This is a genomic window from Micromonospora sp. NPDC048839, assembly GCF_040649915.1.
GTDB lineage: Bacteria > Actinomycetota > Actinomycetes > Mycobacteriales > Micromonosporaceae > Micromonospora.
Genome location: NZ_JBEZGL010000005.1, coordinates 392,577 through 416,729, shown reverse-complemented (window position 1 = coordinate 416,729; position 24,153 = coordinate 392,577). Strand labels below are relative to the sequence as shown.

Below are 24,153 nucleotides of genomic sequence, written 5' to 3'. Positions count from 1 at the left end.
CTGGAGAAACGCCATGTCCGACAGCGTCTTCGCGCAGTTCACCGCCGACGACGACCAGCTCGAAGTCGGGCTGCTCGTGCAGCCGGCGATCAACGCCGCCCTGGTGCACAACCGGGTGCCGCTGGTCCGTCACCTCACGCTCGTCAACCGTGGCGCGGTGCCGCTGACCGACGTCACGGTGACGCTGGAACTGCGCCGCCCGGACGGCGCGCTGACTGAGCCGTGGGCACGGACGCTGACCCAGCCATTGCGGCCCGGGGCCAGCACGAGCTGGGACGACTTCCGCGACTTCACACCCGACCGCACGCTGCTGTACCGCACCGACGAGGCGTTCCCGGTCGACTACCGCCTCACCGTCGCGACAGCCGAAAACGCAGCCGCGGCAGCCGACAATGCAGTCGAGGCACGCGAGACCGCACTGACGCTTGTCGCCCCGTCCAGAGTGTTGGCGCACAACGAGTGGTTCAACAGCCCCGCCCTGTACGACAGCCTGGCGGCCTTCGTGCAGCCGAACACCAAGGCGGTGGAGGCGGTCCTGCGCGCTGCCGCCCAGCTCCTGCTCGCGCGTACCGGCTCCGGCTCGTTGCAGGGCTATCAGGAGGGTTCGGAGCGGGCGGCGCTGATCGCCGGCGCGGTCTACGAGGCGCTGCGTCAACTGGAGATCACCTACCAGACCCTGCCGGCGTCGTTCGAGAACACCGGCCAGAAGGTGCGCACGACGGCGGCGGTGCTCGACGGGCGGCTCGGCAACTGCCTCGACCTGTCCGTCACGTACGCCGCTTGTCTGGAGGCGGCGGGGCTGCACCCGCTCGTCTTCGTCAGCGCGGGGCACGCCTTCGGCGGTTTCCTGCTGGAGGAGGAGCGGCTGGGTTCGGCCGCGGTGATCGAGACCAATCTGCTGATCTCCATGGTGGACTCGGGCCGGGCCGTGCCGGTCGAGCTGACCCGCATCGGGCCGGGCGCGCAGTCGGCGACCTTCACCGAGGCGGTACGCGTCGGGCTCGGCCACTTCCGCGGCAACGGCGAGCGCATGCAGGGCGTCGTCGACGTGCACCTAGCCCATCGCTCGGGGATCCGCCCCCTGCCGTCAGCCGACGAGCTGATCGCGCCCGCCGCGGTCGACGCCGAGGCGACGCCGAAGACAGCTGAGGCGACGCCGAAGACAGCCGAAGCGACGCCCGCCACAACAGCGTCCCTCGACCTGCCTCCTGGCGTTGCCGCCGCGCGGCTGCGCCAGTTCGCCGACGAGGGCGAGGAGGTGCCGCAGCAGTCCGACGGGTCACCGGCGCGCGTCCAGCAGTGGAAGAAGTCGCTGCTCGACCTGAGCCTGCGTAATCCGCTGCTCAACCTGCCCAAGCGGGGCCGTGGCCTGGACCTGCACGTGCCGGCGGGTGCGTTGGCCCTACTCGACGACCTGATCCACGATGGTCGCCAGGTGCAGGTCATCCCGCAGGACGCCATCAGTCACGTCCACGAGTTGGCCGGGACGCGCCGGGCGCAGGACCTCGACGCCGAGATCCTCACCCGGGAGTTGCGTACCGACCGGCGGGTCTACGGTGCGGTCACCGACGCCCGCTACAAGACCGCTATGCGCGCGTTGCAACGCGAGGCGCGCACGATGGAGCAGGAGACCGGCAGCAACTACCTCTACCTGACTATCGGCACCCTGGTGCACACGAAGACGACCGGGGGAGAGGCGTACGCGCCGCTGTTCCTCCTGCCGGTGCGCATCGAGGGCGGCAGCGGCCGTCGCCCGTACGCGATGGTCATCGACGGCACCGAGGTCGCCAGCCCGAACCACTGCCTCATCGAGTGGTTGCGGGTCAAGCACGGTGTGCGGATCCCGGAGCTGGAACGACCGGTCCTCGACGAGCACGGCATCGACATCGCCAAGACCCTCGCGGCGATCAACACCGGGTTGCTCGACAACCGGCTCAACTACCGCATCGACGAGACCGCCAGCCTTCGCCTGTTGCAGTTCTCCACCTTCCAGATGTGGCGGGACCTCACCGACCACTGGCCCCGCTTTCTGGAGAACCCGGTCGTCCGGCACCTGGTCGAGTCCTCCGGCGCCACGTTCGACGACCCCGCCCGCCCGGAGCACGACGTCGAGATCGCCGTCGACGAGGCCGACCTGCACCTGCCCATCCCCGCCGACGGGTCGCAGATGCAGGCCATCGTGCGCGCCGAGCGGGGCCACTCCTTCGTCCTGGAGGGTCCGCCGGGCACCGGCAAGTCCCAGACCATCACCAACATGATCGCGCAGGCGGTCGGCGCGGGCCGGTCGGTGCTGTTCGTCGCCGAGAAGCAGGCCGCACTGGAGGTGGTGAAGCGCCGCCTCAAGCAGATCGGCCTCGGGCCGTTCGCGCTCGACCTGCACGGGCGCAAGCAGTCCCTCAACGCGATCCGCCAGCAGTTGCGCGACGCGCTGGACCAGTCCGACCACGGCGGCGGCGGCACGTGGACGGCCGTCGAGACGGCCTACCGGACGCGGCTGGCCCCGTTGACCGAGTACCCGGCCCAGGTGCACACCACGAACCCCGTCGGGATGTCGCTCTGGTCGGCCTACGAGCAGACCCTGGCGTACGGCGACGGCCCGGTCGCCCCGATCCCGGTGGCCTACCTGCACGCACCCGCCCCGGCACGCGTACAGGTCGAGACGACCCTGCGGGAGTTCCCGGCGGCCGCACGATCGGCTCGACTCCGGGCCGCGCACCCGTGGGCGCTCAGCGGCTGCCGCACCCTCGACGGGCTGCACGGCGACGCGGTCACCGAGATCGCCGGTGAGCTCGAACGTCTCCGTGCCGACCTCGCCGCCCACCCGCACCTGGTGGAGTTGCTGCGGACGCTGCCCGCCCCGGAGACCGTGAGTGAGCTGCAGGCGGGCGCGTGGCTCGCCGTACGCGGACTGCTGCCGGACCGGCCGACCACCCTGCACGCCGGCGACCGACGGTGGGACGAGGCGGTGGCCCGGCTCCAGGCGGACCTGGCGGCCTTCCGGCAGGGCTTCGCCGGTGAGCTGGCCACCTTCCGGCCGGACGTGTTCGCTCGACCGGAGCTGACCGCCTGGCACGCGGCGGCGCAGGAGGCGGCGAAGAAGCTGTTCGGCAAGCGCAAGCGGCGGCAGGCCGTCGCGGATCTGCTGGCGGTGCACCTGGTCGCCGGCGCGACGCTCGACGTCGATCGGGTGGAGGTCACCACCGGTCGGCTGGTGGCCGCCCAGGCGCAGGCGGCGGCCCTCCACCAGCATGTCGTGGCGGTGGGCGGGCTGCGGCTGTCGCGGTGGCAGCCCACCGACCCCGACGCGCAGGAGCGGTTGACCGAAGCGATCGAGGCGACCCGGGTGGGCCGCACGCTCCTGGCCCGGCACCCGCGAGCCTGGGAGCTGTTCGACGGCGGGTGCACCGAGGCCGACGCGGTGCTCCTCGACCGGTTCGCCTCGCGGTGGCGGGCCTGGCGGGGTGTGTTGCGCTCCGGTGCGGCCGAGCTGGCCCGGTGGGCCGCCGGTGCGCACTGGGTCGACGCCTGGCAGCGCGACGGCGCGACCTGGCTGCACGAGTTGCGGGGCAAGGAGTTGTTCCCGCTGCGCCGGTGGGCGACCGTCCTGGCCCACGCCGACGTGCTCGCCTCGGCAGGTCTCACCGACTACCGGGACCAACTGCTGGGCGCCGAGGTGCCCGCGCATCTCGCCGAGGAGGTCTACCGGCGGGGAGTCGCGACGGCGTCCCTGGCCGAGCGGGTCCGGGCCGGCGGCCTGCAGTACTTCGACGCGGAACTGCACGACGACGAGATCAGCCAGTTCGAGGCAGCCGCCGGTGAGCTGCGGTCCGCGCTGCCCACGCAGCTGCCGTCGGTGCTGGTCCGTCGCCGCCCCTTCAGCCCGACCGACCGGCGGGGCCGCTTCGCCGACTTCGCGGCGGAGCTTCGCCGCAAGCGCGGCGGGCGGTCCTTCCGGGAACTGTTCGAGCAGTACCCGGACGCGGTGCTCGCACTGACTCCGTGTGTGCTGGTCAGCCCCGCGTCCGCCGCGAACTTCCTGGCACCGGGGAGCCAACGTTTCGACCTGGTCATCTTCGACGAGGCCTCGCAGATCCGGGTGGCGGAGGCGATCGGCGCGATGGGTCGGGGCAGCGCCGTGGTGGTGGTCGGCGACTCCCGGCAGATGCCACCGAGCAGCATCATGCAGGCCAGCCACAGCCTGGACGAGGTCGACGAGGGTGACGGTCCCGTGCCGGAGGACCTGGAGAGCATTCTCAGCGAGGCCGTCGAGTCGGGACTGCCGCAACGGTGGCTCTCCTGGCACTACCGCAGTCACGACGAGTCACTCATCGCCTTCTCCAACCGCTACTACTACGACAACAAACTGTCCAGCCTCCCGTCGCCCGGAGCCGCCAGCGAGGCGGGCGTCAGCTGGCGGCGCGTCGACGGCCGGTACGACCGGGGCGGATCCCGCACCAACGAGGTCGAGGCGCGGGCGATCCTCGCGGACATCACCCGGCGGTTGCACGACCCGGCGACCGCAACCCAGTCCGTGGGCGTGGTCACCTTCAACATCCAGCAGCGCGACCTCATCCTCAACCTGCTGGAGGAGAGCGCCGATCCGATCATCCGCGAGCACCTGTCCGGTGCGGTCGCGGAGCCGATCTTCGTGAAGAACCTGGAGAACGTGCAGGGCGACGAGCGCGACGTCGTCCTGTTCTCCCTGGCCTTCTCCACCAACCCGGAGACCGGTCAGCTCCCGCTGAACTTCGGCCCGCTGAGCCAGGCCGGCGGCGAGCGGCGGCTCAACGTGGCCATCACCCGCGCCCGCCGCCAGGTCGTCCTCTACTCGTCCTTCGACCCGTCCGACATCGACTTGTCCCGCACGTCCGCGCTGGGCACCCAGCACCTGCGCGCGTACTGCGAGATGGCCGCCGCCGGCGCGGAGCGCCTGGGCGACCTCGCCACGGACCGCACCGAGCGGCGCAGCCGGATCCGCGACGAGGTGGCCGCGGCGCTACGCGACCGCGGCCACGAGGTCCGTACCTCGCACGGTCTCTCCGACTTCACCGTGGACATCGCGGTACGCCGACCAGGCGCACCCCGGTGGCAGGTGGCCGTCATGCTCGACGGCCCGGACTGGAGCGCACGCCCGACGGTGGCCGACCGGGACTCGGCGCCCGCGCTCCTGCGCTCGATCATGGGCTGGCCGGAGGTCGTGCGGTTCTGGCTGCCGTCGTGGATCCACGACCGGTCGGCGCTGCTCGACCGGGTCGACGAGGCGGTCACCCGGGCCGACGCCCCCGCGACCGCCGAACCGGAACCCGACTCGTCGGCGGTCGCCGCGTCGCCCGAAGCCATCGAACTGCCGCAGCCGCGCTCCGAGGCGGATGTGGAACCGCCGCACCCGGCACCGACTGCCGAGGTGCCGCAGCCGCGCCTCGCGGTGGACGAGGAACTCTTTCGGAGCGAATCGTCGGCACCCGTCACCGCACTGGCCGCCACGACGACGGCGATCTCGGACGCGGACACCATCACGGTGGGCCCGTTCGTGCCCTACGTGCCCACGTCGCTCGGCGACCAGGCCGACCTCGACCTCCTGGCCACCGACCGTCGGATCCGTGAGCTGATGCGGAACGCGCTCCGCGAGATCATCGAGGCGGAGGGACCCGTCGAGCAGCACCGGCTCGCCCGCCTCGCCCTCGCTCGGTTCGGGTTCCTCCGGACCCGGGAGGACCGGCGTGTCGCCGTACTGTCGCTCGTCGACTCCCGCCGCCTGTACGCGCACCCGACCGTGAGCCGCTACGCCTGGCCCGAGGACGCCGACCCGCGGACGTACCGCGCGTACCGGGTCACGCAGGCGAGCAACGACCGCGCGTTCGAGGAGGTGCCACCCGAGGAGGTGGCCAACGCCTTCGTGCACGTACTCCAGGGCGTACCGAGCATGGACGAGGAGCGGTTGCTGCGCGCCGGCCTGGAACGGCTCGGTTACCGCCGCCGCACCGAAAAGATCGACAAACTGCTCCGGTACGGGCTGCACGTCGCCGTGACCAGCGGTCGCCTCCGTGTCGACCAGGACGGTCGCCTCACCCGCGGCTGACGAGGGTCACGACTCGTTCAGCCGAGGCCGTGCTCGTCCGGGCGTGTGTTGAGGACCCAGGCGAGCGGCATGGTCGCGCGGGCGACGTACTGGTCGCCGTCGAGGCGGTGCATGGTGACGGTCTGCGCCGCATCCTGGTCGACCACCCAGTACTGGGGGATGCTGGCGGCGGCGTACTCACTGCGCTTGGTCACCGTGTCGACACCCTCGGAGCCGGGCGAAACGATCTCGATCACAAGGAGCACGTCGGCGACTGGCAGCCACACACCGTCTGCCTGAGCCTTGCTCCAAACGACGAGGTCAGGAATGCGTCCGCCGACGCCGCCGTCACGACCCGGTATGCGTAGCCCGACTGCTTGGGCAATGTGTTCCGCCGGGACACCACCCTGAGCGAGCCACACCATGAGCCGGGTCGCGATGATCGCGTGGTTGTACCCCGGCGGCGGCATGATGGAGACGACTCCCTCGGGGCTGATTTCATACCGGTGGTTGTCGTCTGCGGCCATCATCGCCGTCAGGTCATCGAGCGTCACGACCGGGGGCATGTACCTGCCAACCGCGTCTGAGCTCATGGGCGCATCGTACCGGTTCGCCGCCCCACTCCGGCGCTGGTGGGAGCGCGCCGCCGTGGACTGCTCCCCGACGCGGTCCAGCTGGGGCGGGTCGTGGACCGGGCGCCTGCGGGTCGTGCACGCCCTCGAACCGATCGGTGGAGCGCCGCACCTCGCGGTGGTAGCGCCGCCACGTCGTACAACTCCACCATGTCGTCCCTCCCAACTGACGCCGCACCGGGTGGACGATTTACCGCCGCGTCGAGATCAGATCGACAAGGATTGTCTCCGTGACGAGCAACAACACGCACCGGGGATGGAGCAGCCGGACCGCCAGGGAGGGGCGGTTCAACGCTCCGCTGCGCGCGTTCCTGCGTACCGAGACCGGTGGTGCCCGGCTGGTGCTGGTCGCCGCGGTGGTGGCTCTCGCGTGGACCAATCTGCACGTCCGGTCGTACGAGTCGCTCTGGGGCACGTCGTTGTCGGTCCAACTCGGCGACTGGTCCCTGTCACACGACCTGCGTACCTGGGTCAACAGCGGCCTCATGACCTTCTTCTTCCTGGTGGCCGGGTTGGAGTTGCGCCGCGAGTTCGACATCGGCGAGCTGCGGGAGCGGCGTCGACTGGCGTTGCCGATGCTGGCTGGGTTCGGCGGCATGCTCCTGCCGATCGGGATCTATCTCGCGATCAACGCCGGGCACACCACCGCCGCGGGTTGGGGGGCGGTGATGGCCACGGACACGGCGCTCGCGCTCGGCGCGCTGGCCGTCTTCGGGCCGCGCTTCTCCGATCGGCTGCGAGGTTTCCTGCTGACCGTGTCAGTCGTCGACGATGTGCTGGCCATCGTGGTGCTCGCGATCGCCTACCCGAAGCATCCTTCGCCGATGGCGCTGCTCGTCGCGGTGGGCATCTTCGCCGTCGTCCTGCTGGTGCGGGGGTGCGGCGTGCGATTCGGGCCAATCTACGCGCTGCTGGGGGTGGCGGCCTGGGTCGCCGTCTCGAAATCCGGTGTCGACCCGGTCGCGGTGGGCCTGGTGATGGGCCTGCTGACCTACGCCTACGCCCCCGGTCGCGGCGACCTGCAGCGGGCAACCGACCAGTTCCGCCTCTTCCGGGAACAGCCCACCCCGCAGCTCGCCCGGATGGCCCGAGCCGGGCTCACCTCGGCGGTGTCGCCGAACGAGCGGCTGCAGACTCTCTACCATCCGTGGGCGAGCTACGTGGTCGTACCGCTCTTCGCACTGGCGAACGCCGGAATCGTGATCGACGGTGAGTTGCTGGGCCGGGCCGTGACCTCGCCGGTCACGCTCGGTGTCGTGGTCGCGTACGTCGTCGGCAAGCCGGCCGGGATCGTGGCCACGTCGTGGCTGGTGGCCCGGCTGAGCGGCAACCGGTTCCGCCCGCCCGTGGGCTGGCTCGCCGTCGCGGGGGTCGGCACGGTCTCCGGCATCGGGTTCACCGTCGCCCTCCTGATCGCCACCCATGCGCTCAGCGGTCCCGCCCTGGACGAGGCGAAACTCGGCATCCTCGTCGCGACGCTCGGCGCGTCCCTCGTCACCTGGCTGGTGTTCCGCACGGCCGGGCGGATGTCGCCGGCACGGCGTACCCGGGCGCTGCTGGGCGTCACCGAGGGGATCGTCGACCTGATGCTGCCGGTCGACGAGCAGCGCGACCACATGCGGGGACCGGTCGAGGCGCCGGTGACGGTCGTGGAGTACGGCGACTTCGAGTGCCCCTACTGCGGGCAGGCCGAGTCGGTGGTCCGGGAACTGCTTGCCGACTTCGCCAACGTCCGGTACGTCTGGCGGCACCTGCCGCTCACCGACGTCCACTCACACGCCCAACTCGCGGCTGAGGCCGCCGAGGCGGCGGGGGCGCAGGGCGCGTTCTGGGAGATGCACGACCTGCTCCTCACGCACCAGCACGCACTCGACCCTGCCGAGGTGCTCGGCTACGCCGAACAGCTCGGCCTGGACCCGGACCAGTTCCGGGAGCACATGGTGAAGCGGATGGGCGTCGACCGGGTCGCCGAGGACGTCGACTCCGCCGACCTCAGCGGCGTCACCGGCACCCCGACGTTCTTCATCAACGGCCGGCGGCACCACGGCGCGTACGACATGGCCGCGCTCTCCGCGGCGGTGAAGGGGGCGTTCGCCAGCGCCAAGCTCCGCCCCGAGTACCACCCTCGGGATCCCGGGCACCGGGAGAGCGGCCCGGCGACCTGACCGCACGACCGGGATCGTCAGCCGGCAGGTGGTCGATCAGCGTCGCGTGATGCCCTGGCCGATTCCGATCACCACAGTGCGGCAGCACGTTCGGGTCGCAGCCGGGGACGGTGGATATCTGGACAGTCACGCCAGGTCCGAAGTGGAACAGATGCGGAATGTGTTCGTGGGATCACGATGGAGTTTGGGTCTTGACTCTGGGGAAACATGCGGACACGATCTGACAACGTTGTCATCATCCACCATCTGACAACGTTGTCATGTCTGGAGGCAAGATGTCCGAGCTACCGCCCCTGTCGCGGCGTACCTTTCTCTCCGCCGGAGCCACGTTGCTGGCCTCGGTCGGGGTGACCGCCGTCCTGCCGGACACCGTCGCCGCCGCCGCCCCGGCGACGCCGGCCGCCCCGGCACCGGCCACCGACCTCGCCCGGAACCGCCCGGTGGCGGTCTCCTCCACCGACTACGCGCCGACCCCCGGCGGCTTCGCCGTGGACGGTCTGCCGCAGGTCGGCGTCCGGGGCAGTGGCTGGCGGGCCGCCAACGGCGATCCGCAATGGATCTCGGTGGATCTGCAGGCCCCCTGCCGCATCGAGGCCGTCACCCTGGTCTTCGAGGCCACGCTCGCCGACGGGCCGTTCGACGGCAACTACACCGACACCGACGGCGACGAGATCCTCTCCAGCGCCGCGACGGCATACCGGATCGAGGTCTCCACCGACGGCCGTGCCTGGCGGTCGGTGTACGAGACCAGCGAGGGCCAGGGCGGCACGCAGACCATCAAGCTGCCCGAGCCGGTCACCGCCCGGTGGATCCGGATGACCGCCACGAGGCGCTCGAACAGCAACCCGGTGGGCCTCAACGGCTTCCAGGTGTACGGCGTACCCCTGGCGGCCCGGCCGAAGGCCGCGGGCTGGACCAACTGGGAGGGCGGTAACACCGGTCCGGCCCCCGAGCTGCGGGTGGCCGCCGACGGCACGGTGCCGCTGGAGTCGGGCTGGTCGCTGACGATTGACGACTTCGCCGGCACCGCCGATGGCGCCGAACTCGCCCGCGCTGGCGTCGACGTGCGCTCCTGGCTGCCGGCGACGGTGCCCGGCACCGTGCTGGGCACCCTTGTCGAGCAGGGCCACCTGCCCGACCCCGTCGCCGGCTTCAACAACATGCGCATCCCCGAGGCGCTGTCGCGGCACACCTGGTGGTACCGGCGTGCGCTGCGGTTGCCGCGCGGCCTGGACACCTCGGCCGGTCGTCGGATCTGGCTGGAGTTCGACGGCATCAACCACGAGGCGACCGCCTGGGTCAACGGCGTGCGGGTCGGCAACGTGACGCACCCGTTCGCGCGGGCCGCCTTCGACATCACCGACGCCCTGGCCGGTCACCGGGGCGAGCACGTCCTCGCCGTCCGGGTCACCCCGATGCCGCACCCGGGCACCCCCGGCGACAAGGGCACCGACGGTCGTACCTTCCTCCAGTCGGCGCATCACTACCTCGACGCGCCGACGTACCTGGCGGTTTCCGGGTGGGACTGGATGCCCGCCGTCCGCGACCGGGCCACCGGCCTGTGGGACCACGTCCGCCTGCGCAGCACCGGCGCCGTGGTCATCGGCGATCCACACGTGCAGACCACCCTTCCCGACCTGCCGGGCACCGACGTCGCCGAGGTCACCATCCGGGTGCCGGTCCGCAACGCGTCGACCACCGCCACCACGGTCACCGTCCGTGCGGAATTCGACAGGGTACGCGTCGAGTCCACCGTCACCGTCCCCGGCGGCGGCAGCACCACTGTCACCTTCGCCCCGGAGCGCTTCGGTGCGCTGCGCCTGCGCAAGCCGCGACTGTGGTGGCCCAACGGCTACGGCGAGCCCCACCTGTACGACCTCACGCTCACCGCCACCGTCAAGCGCGCGGTCAGCGACCGGCGCCAGCTCCGCTTCGGCATCCGGGAGTTCGCCTACGACTGGCACCAGCCGATCGTGATCTCGCCGCCCGGTAAGCCCGCCCTGGAGTTCGTCGACGGCGCGGCCACCCAGACGGTCACGTTCGACCGGCAGCACGCCCGGCACGTGCGTATCCAGGCCGGCCAGCGCGCCACCGGGTGGGGCATCTCGATGTTCGCGCTGTCGGTGGCCGACGGCACCGGTCCGGATCTCGCCCTGCGCCGCGACGCCACCGCGTCGTCGTCGGAGAACGAGGGCAACGGGCCCGGCAAGGCCGTGGACGGCGACGCGGCGACCCGCTGGGCCTCCCAGGCCGAGGACAACCAGTGGATCCAGGTCGACCTCGGCGCGGCGGTCGACTTCGACCGGGTCACCATCGTGTGGGAGCAGGCGTACGCGCTTGACTACCGCGTCCAGGTCTCCACCGACGGGGACGCCTGGAACGACGTGACGTCGGTCAGCAACGACACCCCATTGGGCAGTCGCGCCACCCAGGTCGAGACGTTCGCCAGTCAGACCGCCCAGCACCTGCGCATCCAGACCGGCGCGCGGGTGACCTCGTGGGGCGTGTCCATGTGGGCACTGTCGGTGCAACGGCAGGCCGAGCCGGACAACGACCTGGCCCTGCGCAAGACCGCCACCGCGTCGTCGTCCGACAGCGACTCGACCGGGCCCGACCGGGTCGTCGACGGCAACCCCCGGACCCGGTGGTCGTCACAGTTCGAGGACAACCAGTGGATCCAGGTCGACCTCGGCGCTGCGGTCAGCTTCGACCAGGTCACCATCGTCTGGGAGCAGGCGTACGCCCGCGACTTCGTCATCCAGGTCTCGAACGACGGGCAGCGGTGGACCGACGTGAAGTCGGTCAGCAACGCCATCACCCAGCTCAAGATCAGCGTGAACGGGGTGCCGGTGTTCGCCCGGGGCGGCAACTGGGGCTGGGACGAACTGCTGCGTCGGGTGCTGCCCGACCGGCTGGCCGACACGGTCGAGATGCACCGCGACATGAACTTCACGATGATCCGCAACTGGCTCGGCAGCAGCAACCGCGAGGAGCTGTACCAGGCCTGCGACGAGCAGGGCATCCTGGTGTGGAACGACTTCTGGCAGGCGGGCGCGTTCCTGCCCAACCCGCCCGGCTACGTCGACATCGCCGCCGACACCATCCGCCGGTTCCGCCACCATCCCAGCATCGTGGTGTGGTGCGGCGCCAACGAGGGGGACCCGCCGCCGATCGTGGACGCCGGGCTCAAGCAGGCCGCCGCCACCGAACACCCGGAGATCCTCTACATCCCCAACTCGGCCGGCGGCATCGTCAGCGGCCACGGCCCGTACCACTGGGTGGAGCCGGCGACATACAACAACCGGAACACGTACGACACCGGGGCGTTCGGTTTCCACACCGAGATCGGCATGCCGGTGATTCCGGTGGTGGAGAGCATGCGCAACCTCGTCGGCGACGCACCGCAGTGGCCGATCGGTGAGGTGTGGAACTACCACGACTGGTCGACCATCGGTAACCAACGCGTCGGGACGTACCAGGCCGCGATCGACGTGCGGCTGGGCGAATCCGGCTCCCTCGACGAGTTCGCCGACCGGGCGCAGTTCGTCAACTACGAAAGCCACCGTGCCATGTTCGAGGCGTGGAACGCCAACCTGTGGCAGGACGCCACCGGTCTGCTGCTGTGGATGTCGCACCCGGCATGGCACAGCACGGTCTGGCAGACCTACGACTACGACCTCGACGTCAACGGCGCCTACTACGGCGCCCGCAAGGGTTGCGAGCCCCTGCACGTGCAGGCCGACCCGGGCACCTGGCAGGTGCGCGTGGTCAACCACACCGCCGCGCCGCTCACCGGCGTCACCGCCACTGCCCGCCGGTACGACCTGAGTGGCCGCTCGCTGGGCTCACCCCAGCGGCAGCAGGTGGACGTCGCCCGGTCGGCCACGACGCCGGCCTTCGTCCTCGCCGCGCCGGACGGTGGCGGTCTGCACCTGGTCCGGCTCGAGCTGCGCGACAGCCGCGACCGGCTGCTCACGGAGAACACCTACTGGCGCTACGACAAGGCCGAGCAGATGCGGGCGCTCAACGGCCTGCCGAGCACCCGACTGTCCACGTCGTCGGGCATGGTCCGCGTCGTACACGGGCGGAACACCGTCACCACGACGGTCCGCAACCAGGGTCGGGCCGTCGCCGCGCTGGTCCGACTCGGCGTGCGCGACAAGCGCGGTGACCGGGTCCTGCCGGCCCGCTTCGACGACAACTACTTCTGGCTCCTGCCCGGGGAGTCCCGTCAGGTGGAGGTCTCCTGGCCCGCGCGGCCAGGCCTCGCCCGTGAGGTCACGGTGACGGCGCAGGCGTACAACTCCTAGACGGTAGGTCCCCAGTCAAGACGGGGCTGCGTCGCGGCGAGGGGCGCTGGCCCTCCGCTGTGGCTGCCCGCCCTGCCGATGTGCAGTTGAGCGGTATACCTGTGGGTCATATTCATGACTCACAGGTATACGGCTCACTACCGCATCCGCCCCCGCGGAGGGTGACCGACGGTCACCGCCCCAGCCAGGGTTGGGATGAGGAGTACGCGGGGCCGACCACACCGACGGCTGGGTACGCGGCGGCGCGGCAGCGGCTCTTCGATGGTCTGGCCACCTGATGAGGGCTTTTCGGGCCGTTGTCGCACCTGCGCGGTGGGCCAGGACCCATGCTGCACGGGGGACAGGAGCCGCGATGGCCCGCAGCAGGGGTGTCCGAGCCCGAAGGGACCGATCATGTCCAACGCCAGCCGTGCCGATGGCGCAACGACACGGTCGGGCTCCACATCCGGCGCGGTGCGGGTCACGTTCGCCTTCTGGATCACGCTGGTGGGCACCACCGTGCCGACGCCGCTCTACCCGCTCTACGAGATGGAGTTCGGCTTCGCGTCGTTGACCGTGACAGTGGTCTACGCGCTGTACGCGTTGGGCGTGGTCGTCGGGTTGCTGGTCTTCGGTCGGCTCTCCGACCAGATCGGACGACGTCCGGTCATCCTCGTCGCGTTGCTGCTCTCGGTCGCCGCGGACGCCGTGTTCCTGGCTGCCGTGGACCTGGCGATGATCATTGTGGGTCGGATCCTGGCCGGCCTCTCCGCCGCCCTGATCATCGGCGCGGCGACCGCGGCGTTGGCCGAGTTGATCAGCCCGCGGCACCCGAAGCGCGCCGCCACCGTTTCGATCTTCGCGAACCTGGGCGGCCTGGCCACCGGCACCCTGCTGTCCGGGATCGTGGCGGACGTGGCGCCCGACCCGCTCCGGCTGCCGTGGGTGATCGTGCTGCTCCTGGCGGTCGCCGCGATCGTCGCGTTGCGCGGCGTACCGGAGACGGTGCGGGAGCGCTCGCCGGTGACGCTGCGGGTGCAACGGTTGCACGTGCCGGCGAACATCCGGGGCGCCTTCGTCCGCTCGGCGATCACCGCTGGCGCGGGGTTCGCCGCCCTCGGGGTGCTCACGTCGGTGAGCGGGCTGTTCCTCGGCATGGTCCTGCACGAGACCTCGCACACCCTGGCCGCGCTCGTGGTCTTCGTGGCGTTCGCCGGCGCCGCGTTCGGGCAGTTGCTGACCCGAGTCCTGTCCTCGCGCGCCGCGCTGGCCAGCGCCTGCGTCGGCCTGATCGTGGGGGCGGGCCTGCTCGCGTTCAGCATGTGGATGGCGCTGCTGGGGACGCTCGTCCTCAGCGCGGCGATCATCGGGGTCGCGTCCGGGGTGGCGGTCGGCGACGGCATCGCGACGATCACGATGAAGACCGAACCGCAGCACCGGGCCGAGGCGGTGTCGACCTTCTTCGCGATCCTGTTCGCCATGCTCGGCGTGCCCGCCGTCGGGGTGGGCCTGCTGATCCAGGGCACCGGTCTGCGTCCCGCCGCCGAGATCTTCAGCGCGGTGGTGGCGGTGCTCGCCCTGGTCGTCCTGCTCAGTCTCTTCCGCGGCAACCGGACCCGGCCCGCGCGCTGAGCACCGGGCGGGGCGGTGCGCGGGCAGACCCGCAGGTCTTGCGTTCGCACCGTGGATCCGAGTGAGGTGTGATCATGACGTTCACCACCCGGCCCACGCTGCGGGGCACCTTCGGCATGGTCTCCTCGACGCACTGGCTCGCCAGCCAGTCGGCGATGGGCATCCTGGAACGCGGCGGCAACGCCTTCGACGCGGCGGTCGCCGCCGGGTTCGTCCTGCACGTGGTCGAACCGCACCTCAACGGACCGGGCGGCGAGGTGCCGGCCATCGTGGCCACCGCGCAGGATCCCAGGCCGAAGGTGCTGTGCGGGCAGGGTCCCGCGCCGGCCGGTGCCACGATCGCGCACTTCCGGTCCCTCGGGATGGACCTCGTCCCGGGCGCCGGGCCGCTCGCGGCGGCCGTACCCGGCGCCGTGGACGCCTGGCTCCTGCTGCTACGCGAGCACGGCACACGTACCCTCGCCGAGGTGCTGGAGCCGGCCATCGGCTACGCCGCCGCCGGACACCCGCTGGTGGGCCGGGTCGGTGCCACCGTGGCCGCCGTCCAATCACTGTTCGAGGAGCACTGGCCCACCTCCGCCGCCCTCTGGCTGCGCGGTGGCCGGCCACCGGCGGCGGGGGAGCTGGTCACCAACCCGGCGTACGCGGACACCCTGCGCCGGCTGGTCGAGGCGGGACAGGCGGCCGGCGCGGACCGGGAGTCGCAGATCGAGGCCGCCCGGCGGGCCTGGAGCACGGGTTTCGTGGCCGAGGCGATCGACACGTTCAGCCGGCGGCCGTTCCAGGACTCCAGTGGACGGCCGCACGCCGGACTGGTCACCGGCGACGACCTGGCCGCGTACTCGGCGACCTGGGAGGCGCCCGTCACCCTCGACTGGCACGGCTACTCGGTGGCGAAGACCGGTTTCTGGGGCCAGGGTCCGGTGTTGCTGGAGACGCTGGCCACCCTGGACGCGCTCGACGATCCGGGCGCGTACGACCCGGCGACCGCGGCGGGTGTGCACGCTCAGGTCGAGGCGCTCAAGCTCGCCTTCGCCGACCGGGAGGCCTGGTACGGCGACGGCGTCGACGTGCCCGGCGCGGCGCTGCTCTCCCGGGAGTACGCGCGCGAGCGGGCGGCCCTGATCGGTGACCGCGCGTCGGCGCAGTTGCGGCCGGGTAGGCCGGACGGTTCGCGGCCACGCCTGCCGGCCCACGTCCGACCCGACACCGTCCGGCGGGCGGCCGCGACGGATCCCACGACGGGGGAGCCGACCGTGCAGGCGGACGGGGTGACCCGTGGCGACACCTGCCACGTGGACGTCGTCGACCGCTGGGGCAACATGATCTCCGCGACCCCCAGTGGTGGCTGGTTGCAGAGTTCGCCGACCATTCCGGACCTCGGCTTCCCGCTGGGCAGCCGGTTGCAGATGTGCTGGCTGGAGGAGGGGCTCGCGTCCTCGTTGGCGCCGGGCCGTCGGCCGCGTACGACGTTGAGCCCGACGATGGTGCACCGCGACGGCGAGCCGGTGCTGGCCTGCGGGACCCCCGGCGGCGACCAGCAGGACCAGTGGCAGTTGCCGTTCCTGCTGCGGCATCTCGTCGCCGGCCAGCCGCTGCAGGAGGCAATCGACGCGCCGGCGTGGCACACGCTGAGCCTGCCGGAGTCGTTCTATCCACGCGCGATGGAGCCCGGCGTCCTGGTGGTGGAGGACCGGCTCGACGAGGGCGTGCGGGCGGCCCTGCGGGCGTACGGGCACGAGGTGCGGGTCACCGACGGGTGGAGCCTGGGCCGGCTGTGCGCGGTGACCCGCGATCCGGCGACGGGTGTGCTGTCCGCCGGTGCGAACCCCCGGGGGATGCAGGGCTACGCGTGCGGCCGTTAGGGCGTGGGTCAGACGCCGCGCGCGAACAGGGCGAGGCGTACCCGGTTGGGGCTGTCGGTCTTGGTCATCAGGCTGGTGATGTGGGTCTTGACCGTGGTGACACCGATGTGCAGCCGGTCGGCGATCTCGGTGTTGGACAGGCCCTCGGCGACCAGGTCCAACACGTCCCGTTCGCGGGCGGTCAGACCCTGCGCCTGCCGTGGTGTCCCGGGTCGGGCGTGCACCGCGCGCTGGACGAGACGCCGCAGCACCTCCGGGCTGAACGGGCTGTCACCGACGGCGGCCCGGCGGATGCCGTCGAGCAGCTCGGTCGGGGGCGCGTCCTTGAGCAGGAACCCGCAGGCCCCGGCGGTCAGGGCGGGGTAGAGGTGGTCGTCGTCGCCGAACGTGGTCAGCACCAGGATGCGGGTGCTGGGCCGGTCGGCGAGGATCCGGCTGGTCGCGGTGATCCCGTCGACACCGGGCATCCGCAGGTCCATGACGACGACGTCGGGCAGGAGCCGCCCGGCCAGCGGGATCGCCTCGCGGCCGTTGTCGGCCTCGCCGACGACCTCGATGTCGGGTTGGGCGTCGCAGAGCATCCGCAGCCCGGCGCGGATGAGGTGCTGGTCGTCGACCAGCAGCACCCGGATCACGCCGGCTCCGGCGCGGGCGAACCGGCGGGGGACGTGCGGCCCCGGGGCACCGTGGGGGCGGGCGGCTCGGCGCCGGAGGCCGGGAGCACGGTACGCACCCGCCACCCCGTCGGGGTCGGGCCGGCCTCCAGCCGACCGCCGAGGACCTCGACGCGTTCGCGCATTCCGGTGATGCCGTGCCCGCCGCCGGTCGGTACGCCCACCGGCTTCCCACCGTGTCCGTCGTCGGTCACCTCCCAGTGCACGGCGCCGTCGCGGACGGCGACCACGAGGTGCGCGAGCGCGGACGTCCCCGCGTGTTTGGCCACGTTTGTCAGCGCCTCCTGGGTCAGTCGCAGGACCGCCATGCCGCGGACCGCGTCGAGCGAACCGATCGCCGGGTCCAGGTCGGCGTCCACGGTGATGCCGGCCTGCCGGGCCCGGTCGATGGAGGTGCCGATCGCCGCCGGCAGCGCGGAGGGTTCGATCGCGGTCAGCGCCGCGTCACCGCGTACTCCGTCGGGGTTGCGCAGCACCGCGACCAGCCGGCGCAGCTCCGCCAGGGCCGCGGTGCCGGTGCCGTGCACGTCGTCGAACACCTCGTCCACCCGGGGGTCCAGGTCGGTGAGCACGTGCCGGGCCACGCCGACCCGCAGGACCATCGATGCCACGTGGTGCGCGACGACGTCGTGCAGCTCGCGGGCGATGGCGGTGCGTTCGTCGGCGCGGGCCGCGCGGGTCTCCGACGCGTGCTGGCGCTGCTCGGCCACGGCCCGCTCGACGGCCTGTCGACTCAACTGGCGGTTGGTGCGGATGACGAGGCCGAGCAGCACCGGCACGCCAACCTCCAGGGCCAGTCCGACGACGCCGGAGGCGACCTGGTTGGCCGGGGCGCCGATCGAGTCGGTCAGGTCGACCGCGACAAGCAACGCGGCGGACAGCCAGATGACCCGGGGGCGGTGTGCCCGCATGGTGACCTCGAGCAGCGCCCAACTGGCACCAACCTGGTTGATGGTGAAGTCGTCGACCAGGCCGATCGCGACCACCAGCACGGCGGCCTGGGTCAGCAGGTTGGCCACCGGCCAACGGTGTGTCACCAGAGCCACCGCGAACGCCAGCATCGCGAGCGTCCACTGTGTGCCGGTCGGTGTCCTGGTGGAGTGGGGGACGAAGAGCAGGTAGCAGATCCCGCTGAGGTCGAGCAGCGCCATCCGCACGAGCGTGTCGCGCATGTCGAACAGTCGCGCCGGCCATCCCACGGTGGTCAGCCTAGGTGCTGCGGGTCGGTGGCGGCAGCCGCCGGCCGCCGCCACCGGGGCCGGACCGCGAGGTACGCGGCCAGGCCCAGCGGTCCGAGCAGGATGGTCAGCAGCAGCACCGGAGCCATCACCAGCGCCGGCACCCCCCGTTCCCTGCTGTCCAACCACGCCCAGCGGCCGACGAACAGGTCGAACGCGATCATGTGCGCCCAGCCCGCCGCCGCCCCGGTGGAGGTGCCGAGCAGGTCACGCACACCGTCCAGGGTCGGCGACCCCACGGCCGTCAGCACGTCGCCCATCGCCGGGATCACCAGCAGGGCGTAGATCACCACGACCGGCAGCACGATCAGCGGCGAGGCGATGATCCGGGCGGTCCACGACCAGCGCGGCAGCAGGATCATCAGCGCCCAGAACGGCGCGGCCACCGTGAACGTCAGGGAGAACAGCGTCTCGGTCATGCGGCCAACGCCAGTTCCGGGCGGCGTCGGCCGGCCAGCACCAGCCCGCTGGCGGCCGCCGTCGCGACCACCAGGACCGCGACCGCGGCCAGCGTGCTGGCGTCCGGGCGCAGCAGCGGCTGTCCGCGCAGCGCCTGCCAGGTCAACAGCACGATGAGTACGCCGTACGCGCTGCCCGCGACGACCAGCAGGCGGACGTGGGTGCGCTGGTCCAGCCGCGTGGCGAACCGGGTCAGCAGGATCGCCAGGATCGGCAGCGCCTGAAGGGCGTGCAGCCCCACGAAGTGCCCGATCCGCAGGTCGCCGCCGGTGGTGCTCCAGCCGACGATCGGCAACCCCGGCCCGCCGTCGGGCACGCCGACGCTGTGCGCCCCGCTGATCCCCTCGATGCCCGGGTCCTGCATCGGCAGCACCATCGGTACCGCCGCGAGCATGCCCAGCAGGGACAGGCCGAGGCCCCACCCGACGGCGGTCGCGGCGGCCCGGTCGGGAATCCGCTGGATCAGGACGACGACTCCAATGACGAGGTGCGCGAAGAACAGAATCATGATCGCCAGGCCCGTCAACGCGGTCAACAGGGTATTCAGGGGGGTGGAGATGTTGTAGTGGCTGGTCTCCCCGCGGAGCATCTGACCGACGATCCACGCGTTCTCGACGACCGCCACCCCGACGATGACGACGGCCGCCCTCTCGGTGGCCCGGCTGCGTCGGGGCAGGAGGGAGAGCATCCAGGCCAGCGTCGCGCCGTACAGCACGAAGGACACCCCGAACTTGAACGGCTTGAGCCAGATCGGAACACCGGTGAGGACGCGCGAGTCGGCGAGTGTGCCGACCGCGGCGATTACGGTGAGCACCGCCATCACGGAGACCAGGACCATCAGTGGGCGGTTCCAGTGCGTCGCCCGACGCAGCACGGTAGTCATGTCTGTAGATGCTCGCGGCCAGTCCGGTCGAAAGCGTCCGACCGCGAGCCCCGGTTGCGGCCGGCGGTCGGAGCGGGCCTCCTCCCTGGGTAGGAGGCGAAAGCCGGCCTCGGACCTCCCCGCGCCCGAGATCCGCGAACCGGCAGCGATGCCGTCGCCATCCGAGTCCGTCAGGGCCGCAGCTTGCCGTCGTCGTCGAGAACGATTCTTGCCAGCCGCTCGGGGAACATGCGGCGCACACTCGCGGAGTATTCGCTGCCGTCGCCGGGCTGCGTTACGCGATCGCCGTCCACTCGCACCGGCACGGAGACGCTCCAGCCGCCCTCGGGCCCCGGGGCTGCATCGCAGTGCGCCCACGCAAACGAGGAAGAGCCGTCGCGCCCGAGCAGTCGGACCTTGCAGGTGCCTGGTCCGCCCAGCAGCTCGCCGGGGAGGAGCGTCGAGAGCCGTTCCTCCTCAGCCTGAACGTCAGCCGAGTTTCGGTCCGGCAGCGGGTACGCCGCCTCGGAGCAGCCGGCGAGTAGCGCGATCGCCAGCCCGAGCCGGACGGTGTGTCGGCGTATCACCCGTGCAGCATCCCATCCGGTGGTCCGTGCACGCCATCACCGTCCGCTTCGCGATATGCCACCCAAGCGCGTACGTCTGCTCGTTTCACACAACGGCACGAAATTACCGCTTTAGGGTAAGAGCACCCATCACGACTACATCCTCCGATAGCTTTCGAAGCAGAGGAAAACTCGTATTCCTCCCTTCGTGTGCGTAAAGGAGTCAGTGATGAAGCGCAGCGTTGCGCTCGCGGCAGCCCTCCTGGCGGGTCTGACCAGCGTCGGATCAGCCCCCGGGACCGCTCTCGCCGACGGTGGTGGCCCCGGATACCACGACGACCGCAAGGGAGGTGAACACCACCACGGCGACGACGAGGGCGCGGTCTTCGTCCAGACCAACAAGGCCGAGGGCAACACCATCAAGGTGTACGACCGCGACGGCGACGGCCGTCTCACCAAGGCGGGTGAGTACGAGACCGGCGGGCTGGGCGGCTTCACCATCGGCGCGCCGCTCGACGCGCTGGCCTCGCAGGGCTCCCTGATCTACCACAAGGGGTTGCTCTTCGCCGTCAACGCCGGCAGCAACACCGTGACCGTCTTCGGTGTCGAGGGCACCAAGCTGCACAAGCTCCAGGTCATCTGGTCCGGGGGCCTGCTGCCGGTAAGCATCGCGGCCCGCGGCGACCTCGTCTACGTCCTCAACGCCGGTGGCGAGGGCTCGGTGCAGGGCTTCGAGCTGCACAAGGGCCGCCTGTCGCGGATCGAGGACGCCAACCGGTCGCTCGGACTGCACAACGGCAACCCGCCCGCGTTCGGCACCGCCCCGGCTCAGGTCAAGATCGACCCGGACAGCGAGTTCGTCCTGGTGTCGACGAAGGCCGCCAATGTCATGTTCAGCTACGAGATCGGTCGTCACGGTGAACTGGCCCGGAACCCCGTCGTCAGCGACGCGGGGGACGGTCCGTTCGGCTTCACCTTCGACACCGACGACTCGCTGCTGGTCACCGAGTCCAACGCGAACGCGGTCAGCCGGTTCGAGCTCGAGGACGACGGCACGCTCGACCAGGTCGGGTCGTCGGTGCCCAACGGTCAGCTGGCGCCGTGCTGGATCCAACGCGTCGGCGACTACTTCTTCGTCGCCAACGCCGGCAGTTCCACCATCAGCTCCTACCGGGTCGACGACGACGGCAAGCTCGAACTGGTCAAGAACGTCGCCGCCGACACCAACGGCGGATCGATCGACATGACCACCAGCGACGGCTTCCTGTACGTCCAGAACGCCACCGCCGGCAACGTGCAGGGCTACGAGGTGAACGAGGACGGCTCGCTGAAGCTCGTCACCACCGTGGAGGGCCTGCCGAAGTTCGAGAACGGCATCGGCATGGAGGGCATCGCCGCCTCCTGAACGGCGTCACCCGCTGGTCCCGGTCGCTCGCCGACCGGGACCAGTTCCGTGGGGGCCCGCCCCCGAGGGCCGTGCCCCGCCGAGGACCTGCCCCCGACGTCAGGAGCCATTCGCCCGTCTGAGCGCGGCAGCCAAATCCGCTGAGCGGTGGTCGGCGTCGACTCCATCGACGAGGACCAACTCGCCCGCGAGGTGCCTCGTCCGCAGGGGTTTGATCTCCTGGTACGCGGGCGAGTGGTACCAGGATCGGGCACTTGCCGAATCGGGAAACTCGACGATGACCAGGTCGCCCGACCAACCACCTTCCAGCACCTCGACAGACCCACCGTGGACGATGAACCGGCCACCGAAGGGCACCAGAGTGGCATCGATGCGCTCCAGGTATTCCAGCACCTCGCTGTGGATGGGTGCCCGGCGCAGATGAGCAAGCATGTACGCGGTCATGATTCTCCTTCGTTGCGGACGGGTCGTGGCCTTGCCGGAAATGATCGCGAGTACGGCGCTCGCTGTCGATTACGTCGCAGGTAATAGGGCGCACCCCGTTGTGGTCACTAGGGTCAGGGAGTGACGACCAGGACCAGGCCGGGCCGGGCGGTGGGGGAGCTGCTGCGCGACTGGCGTCGAGCCCGTGGGTTGAGTCAGCTCGACCTGTCGATCGGGGCGGGAGTGTCGGCCCGGCATCTGAGCTTCGTGGAAACCGGGCGGTCGCGGCCAAGCCCGGACCTGATCCTGCGGCTGGCCGAGCAGCTCGACATGCCACTGGCGGAGCGCAACACGGTGCTGCTCGCCGGCGGATACGCCCCCGCCTATCCCAGCCAGGAGCTGAGCGACCCGGAACTCGCCCCGCTACGGGCCGCCGTACGGCAGATGCTCGACGGGCGCAGTCCGTACCCCGCGGTGCTCGTCGACCAGCACTGGCAGCTCGTCGAGGCCAACCCCGCCGTCGCCCTGTTCACCGACGGCGCGGAACCTCACCTGCTGACCCCACCGATCAACGTGCTGCGGCTCAGCCTGCACCCCGACGGCATGGCGTCAAGAATCATCAACCTGCCCGAGTGGCGGGCCCACCTGCTCGCACGCCTGCGTCAGCAGGCCGCGATGACCACCGACCCGGTCCTGTCCGACCTGCTCGAAGAACTTCGCGGCTATCCCAGTGGCGACGACGTCGTGGCGCCCACCAGCGACGAACGGCCGCGTGTCGTCATGCCACTGCGGTACCGCCACGGTGAGCGGGAGCTGTCCTTCATCAGCACCACCACCCTCTTCGGCACCCCGCTGGACGTCACCGTCGCCGGGCTGGCCGTCGAGGCATTCTTCCCCGCCGATCCGGTGACCGCCGCCGCGCTGCACGCCCTCGGCACGCCTGGAGCCGGCACGCGCTGACCTCGACGCCTGTCGGGGCGTCCTGTCGGCACACCTCGGCCGGGGCGACTCCTCCCGCGTGCGCAGTGCCAGCCGTTGCCGCGGGCGTTTCAGAATGAACCTATCGGTCATATTTTCCGTGTTCCCGGTGAGGTCACCCACCAGAGTCGCGGAGGCACGATGTCAACGGTTCGAACCGGTCCGGTCCTCGGACTGATCGTGCAGATCGCGCTGCTGGCGGTGCTTGCCGGGACGGTGGGTCTCGGCGCTGCGGGATGGGTGGCCGGCCTGGCGTACGGGGTGGGTCTGTGCGTCCTGCTCGGCAGGGGGATGTCCCGGTCGGTCGCGCCCGGTCTGAGCCCGGCGGACCGGGTGACCCTGAGCCGGGCGATCCTCGTCGGCGGCGTGACGGCCCTGGCCGCGGACGCGCTCACCCGGCCGGCGCCGATCGCGGTGATGGTCGCCCTGACCGCCGTGGCGCTGGCCCTCGACGCGGTGGACGGGTACACGGCCCGACGCACCGGGACCACGAGTGAGCTGGGCGCGCGCTTCGACATGGAGATCGACTCGTTCCTGGTGCTGGTGCTCTGCCTCCACGTGGCTCCGGCGGTGGGCGGTTGGGTGCTCGCGATCGGCGCGATGCGCTACGTCTTCGTCGCCGCGAGCTGGGTGCTGGGGTGGATGCGCGGGTCCCTGCCGCCGCGCTACTGGCGCAAGGTCGTCGCGGCGATCCAGGGCGTGGTGCTGCTGGTGGCCCTGGCGGACGCGCTGCCCGGACTGCTGACGACAGTCGTGCTGATGGCGTCGCTGGCGCTGCTGATCGAGTCGTTCGGCCGCGACGTCAGGTGGTTGTGGGTGACCCGGCACCGTCGCCGCACCCCGCTCCGCAGCATCCTGGGCGTACCGGCCACGATGGTCCAGGTGAGCAGCCACCGCCCGACGGTCA

General features: G+C 71.1%; 14 protein-coding genes and 1 pseudogene. 8 read left to right on the top strand and 7 right to left on the bottom strand.

Annotated features, from left to right (window positions below; all coding sequences use genetic code 11):
- Positions 1-13: 13 nt before the first annotated feature.
- Complete coding sequence (locus AB0C25_RS13070) at positions 14-6,079, top strand: DUF4011 domain-containing protein (RefSeq protein ID WP_357372671.1); 6,066 nt, start codon at positions 14-16, stop codon at positions 6,077-6,079.
- 17 nt (positions 6,080-6,096) lie between these two features.
- On the opposite strand, the gene AB0C25_RS13065 is transcribed toward AB0C25_RS13070, so the two are convergent.
- Positions 6,097-6,651: a Uma2 family endonuclease gene (locus AB0C25_RS13065; RefSeq protein ID WP_357372669.1), complete on the bottom strand. Its 555-nt coding sequence runs from the start codon at positions 6,649-6,651 to the stop codon at positions 6,097-6,099.
- Positions 6,652-6,920: 269 nt separating this feature from the next.
- Here AB0C25_RS13065 and AB0C25_RS13060 point away from each other — a divergent pair, with 269 nt between their 5' ends.
- From AB0C25_RS13060 to AB0C25_RS13045, 4 genes are all read left to right on the top strand, one after another.
- A complete protein-coding gene (locus tag AB0C25_RS13060; protein WP_357372667.1) occupies positions 6,921-8,855 on the top strand; it encodes a Na+/H+ antiporter NhaA in 1,935 nt (644 codons plus the stop codon).
- 275 nt (positions 8,856-9,130) lie between these two features.
- Positions 9,131-13,165 (top strand): discoidin domain-containing protein, encoded by a 4,035-nt coding sequence (locus AB0C25_RS13055; RefSeq protein WP_357372665.1) that lies wholly within the window; start codon positions 9,131-9,133, stop codon positions 13,163-13,165.
- A 393-nt stretch (positions 13,166-13,558) separates the two neighbouring features.
- Complete coding sequence (locus tag AB0C25_RS13050) at positions 13,559-14,776, top strand: MFS transporter (RefSeq protein WP_357372663.1); 1,218 nt, start codon at positions 13,559-13,561, stop codon at positions 14,774-14,776.
- A gap of 74 nt (positions 14,777-14,850) precedes the next feature.
- The gene (locus AB0C25_RS13045) at positions 14,851-16,641 is read left to right on the top strand and encodes a gamma-glutamyltransferase family protein (RefSeq protein ID WP_357372661.1); all 1,791 of its coding nucleotides are present in this window, start codon (positions 14,851-14,853) and stop codon (positions 16,639-16,641) included.
- An 8-nt stretch (positions 16,642-16,649) separates the two neighbouring features.
- On the opposite strand, the gene AB0C25_RS13040 is transcribed toward AB0C25_RS13045, so the two are convergent.
- The 5 genes from AB0C25_RS13040 to AB0C25_RS13020 form a co-directional block, all read right to left on the bottom strand.
- A complete protein-coding gene (locus AB0C25_RS13040) occupies positions 16,650-17,276 on the bottom strand; it encodes a response regulator transcription factor (protein WP_357372659.1) in 627 nt (208 codons plus the stop codon).
- Positions 17,273-18,514, bottom strand: coding sequence for a histidine kinase (locus tag AB0C25_RS13035; RefSeq protein ID WP_357372658.1), 1,242 nt, complete (start codon positions 18,512-18,514; stop codon positions 17,273-17,275). Before AB0C25_RS13035 ends, AB0C25_RS13040 begins: the two co-directional genes overlap by 4 nt.
- Before the next feature lie 5 nt (positions 18,515-18,519).
- Positions 18,520-18,972, bottom strand: a complete 453-nt coding sequence (locus AB0C25_RS13030) for an ABA4-like family protein (RefSeq protein ID WP_357249857.1) — start codon at positions 18,970-18,972, stop codon at positions 18,520-18,522.
- Positions 18,969-19,895, bottom strand: a complete 927-nt coding sequence (locus AB0C25_RS13025) for a hypothetical protein (RefSeq protein WP_357372656.1) — start codon at positions 19,893-19,895, stop codon at positions 18,969-18,971. The genes AB0C25_RS13030 and AB0C25_RS13025 overlap by 4 nt, the downstream gene beginning before the upstream one ends.
- A 170-nt stretch (positions 19,896-20,065) precedes the next feature.
- Entirely contained in the window at positions 20,066-20,461 is a 396-nt protein-coding gene (locus tag AB0C25_RS13020; protein ID WP_357372654.1) for a hypothetical protein, read from the bottom strand.
- A gap of 208 nt (positions 20,462-20,669) precedes the next feature.
- Here AB0C25_RS13020 and AB0C25_RS13015 point away from each other — a divergent pair, with 208 nt between their 5' ends.
- Complete coding sequence (locus AB0C25_RS13015) at positions 20,670-21,845, top strand: beta-propeller fold lactonase family protein (RefSeq protein ID WP_357372652.1); 1,176 nt, start codon at positions 20,670-20,672, stop codon at positions 21,843-21,845.
- A gap of 99 nt (positions 21,846-21,944) precedes the next feature.
- On the opposite strand, the gene AB0C25_RS13010 is transcribed toward AB0C25_RS13015, so the two are convergent.
- Positions 21,945-22,289 (bottom strand): DUF1330 domain-containing protein, encoded by a 345-nt coding sequence (locus AB0C25_RS13010; protein ID WP_357372650.1) that lies wholly within the window; start codon positions 22,287-22,289, stop codon positions 21,945-21,947.
- A 120-nt stretch (positions 22,290-22,409) separates the two neighbouring features.
- On the opposite strand from AB0C25_RS13010, the gene AB0C25_RS13005 reads away from it, so the two are divergent.
- Positions 22,410-23,228: a helix-turn-helix transcriptional regulator gene (locus AB0C25_RS13005; RefSeq protein ID WP_357372649.1), complete on the top strand. Its 819-nt coding sequence runs from the start codon at positions 22,410-22,412 to the stop codon at positions 23,226-23,228.
- A 159-nt stretch (positions 23,229-23,387) separates the two neighbouring features.
- Positions 23,388-24,062: pseudogene (locus AB0C25_RS13000) on the top strand (CDP-alcohol phosphatidyltransferase family protein); the annotation flags it as partial.
- Positions 24,063-24,153: the final 91 nt, after the last annotated feature.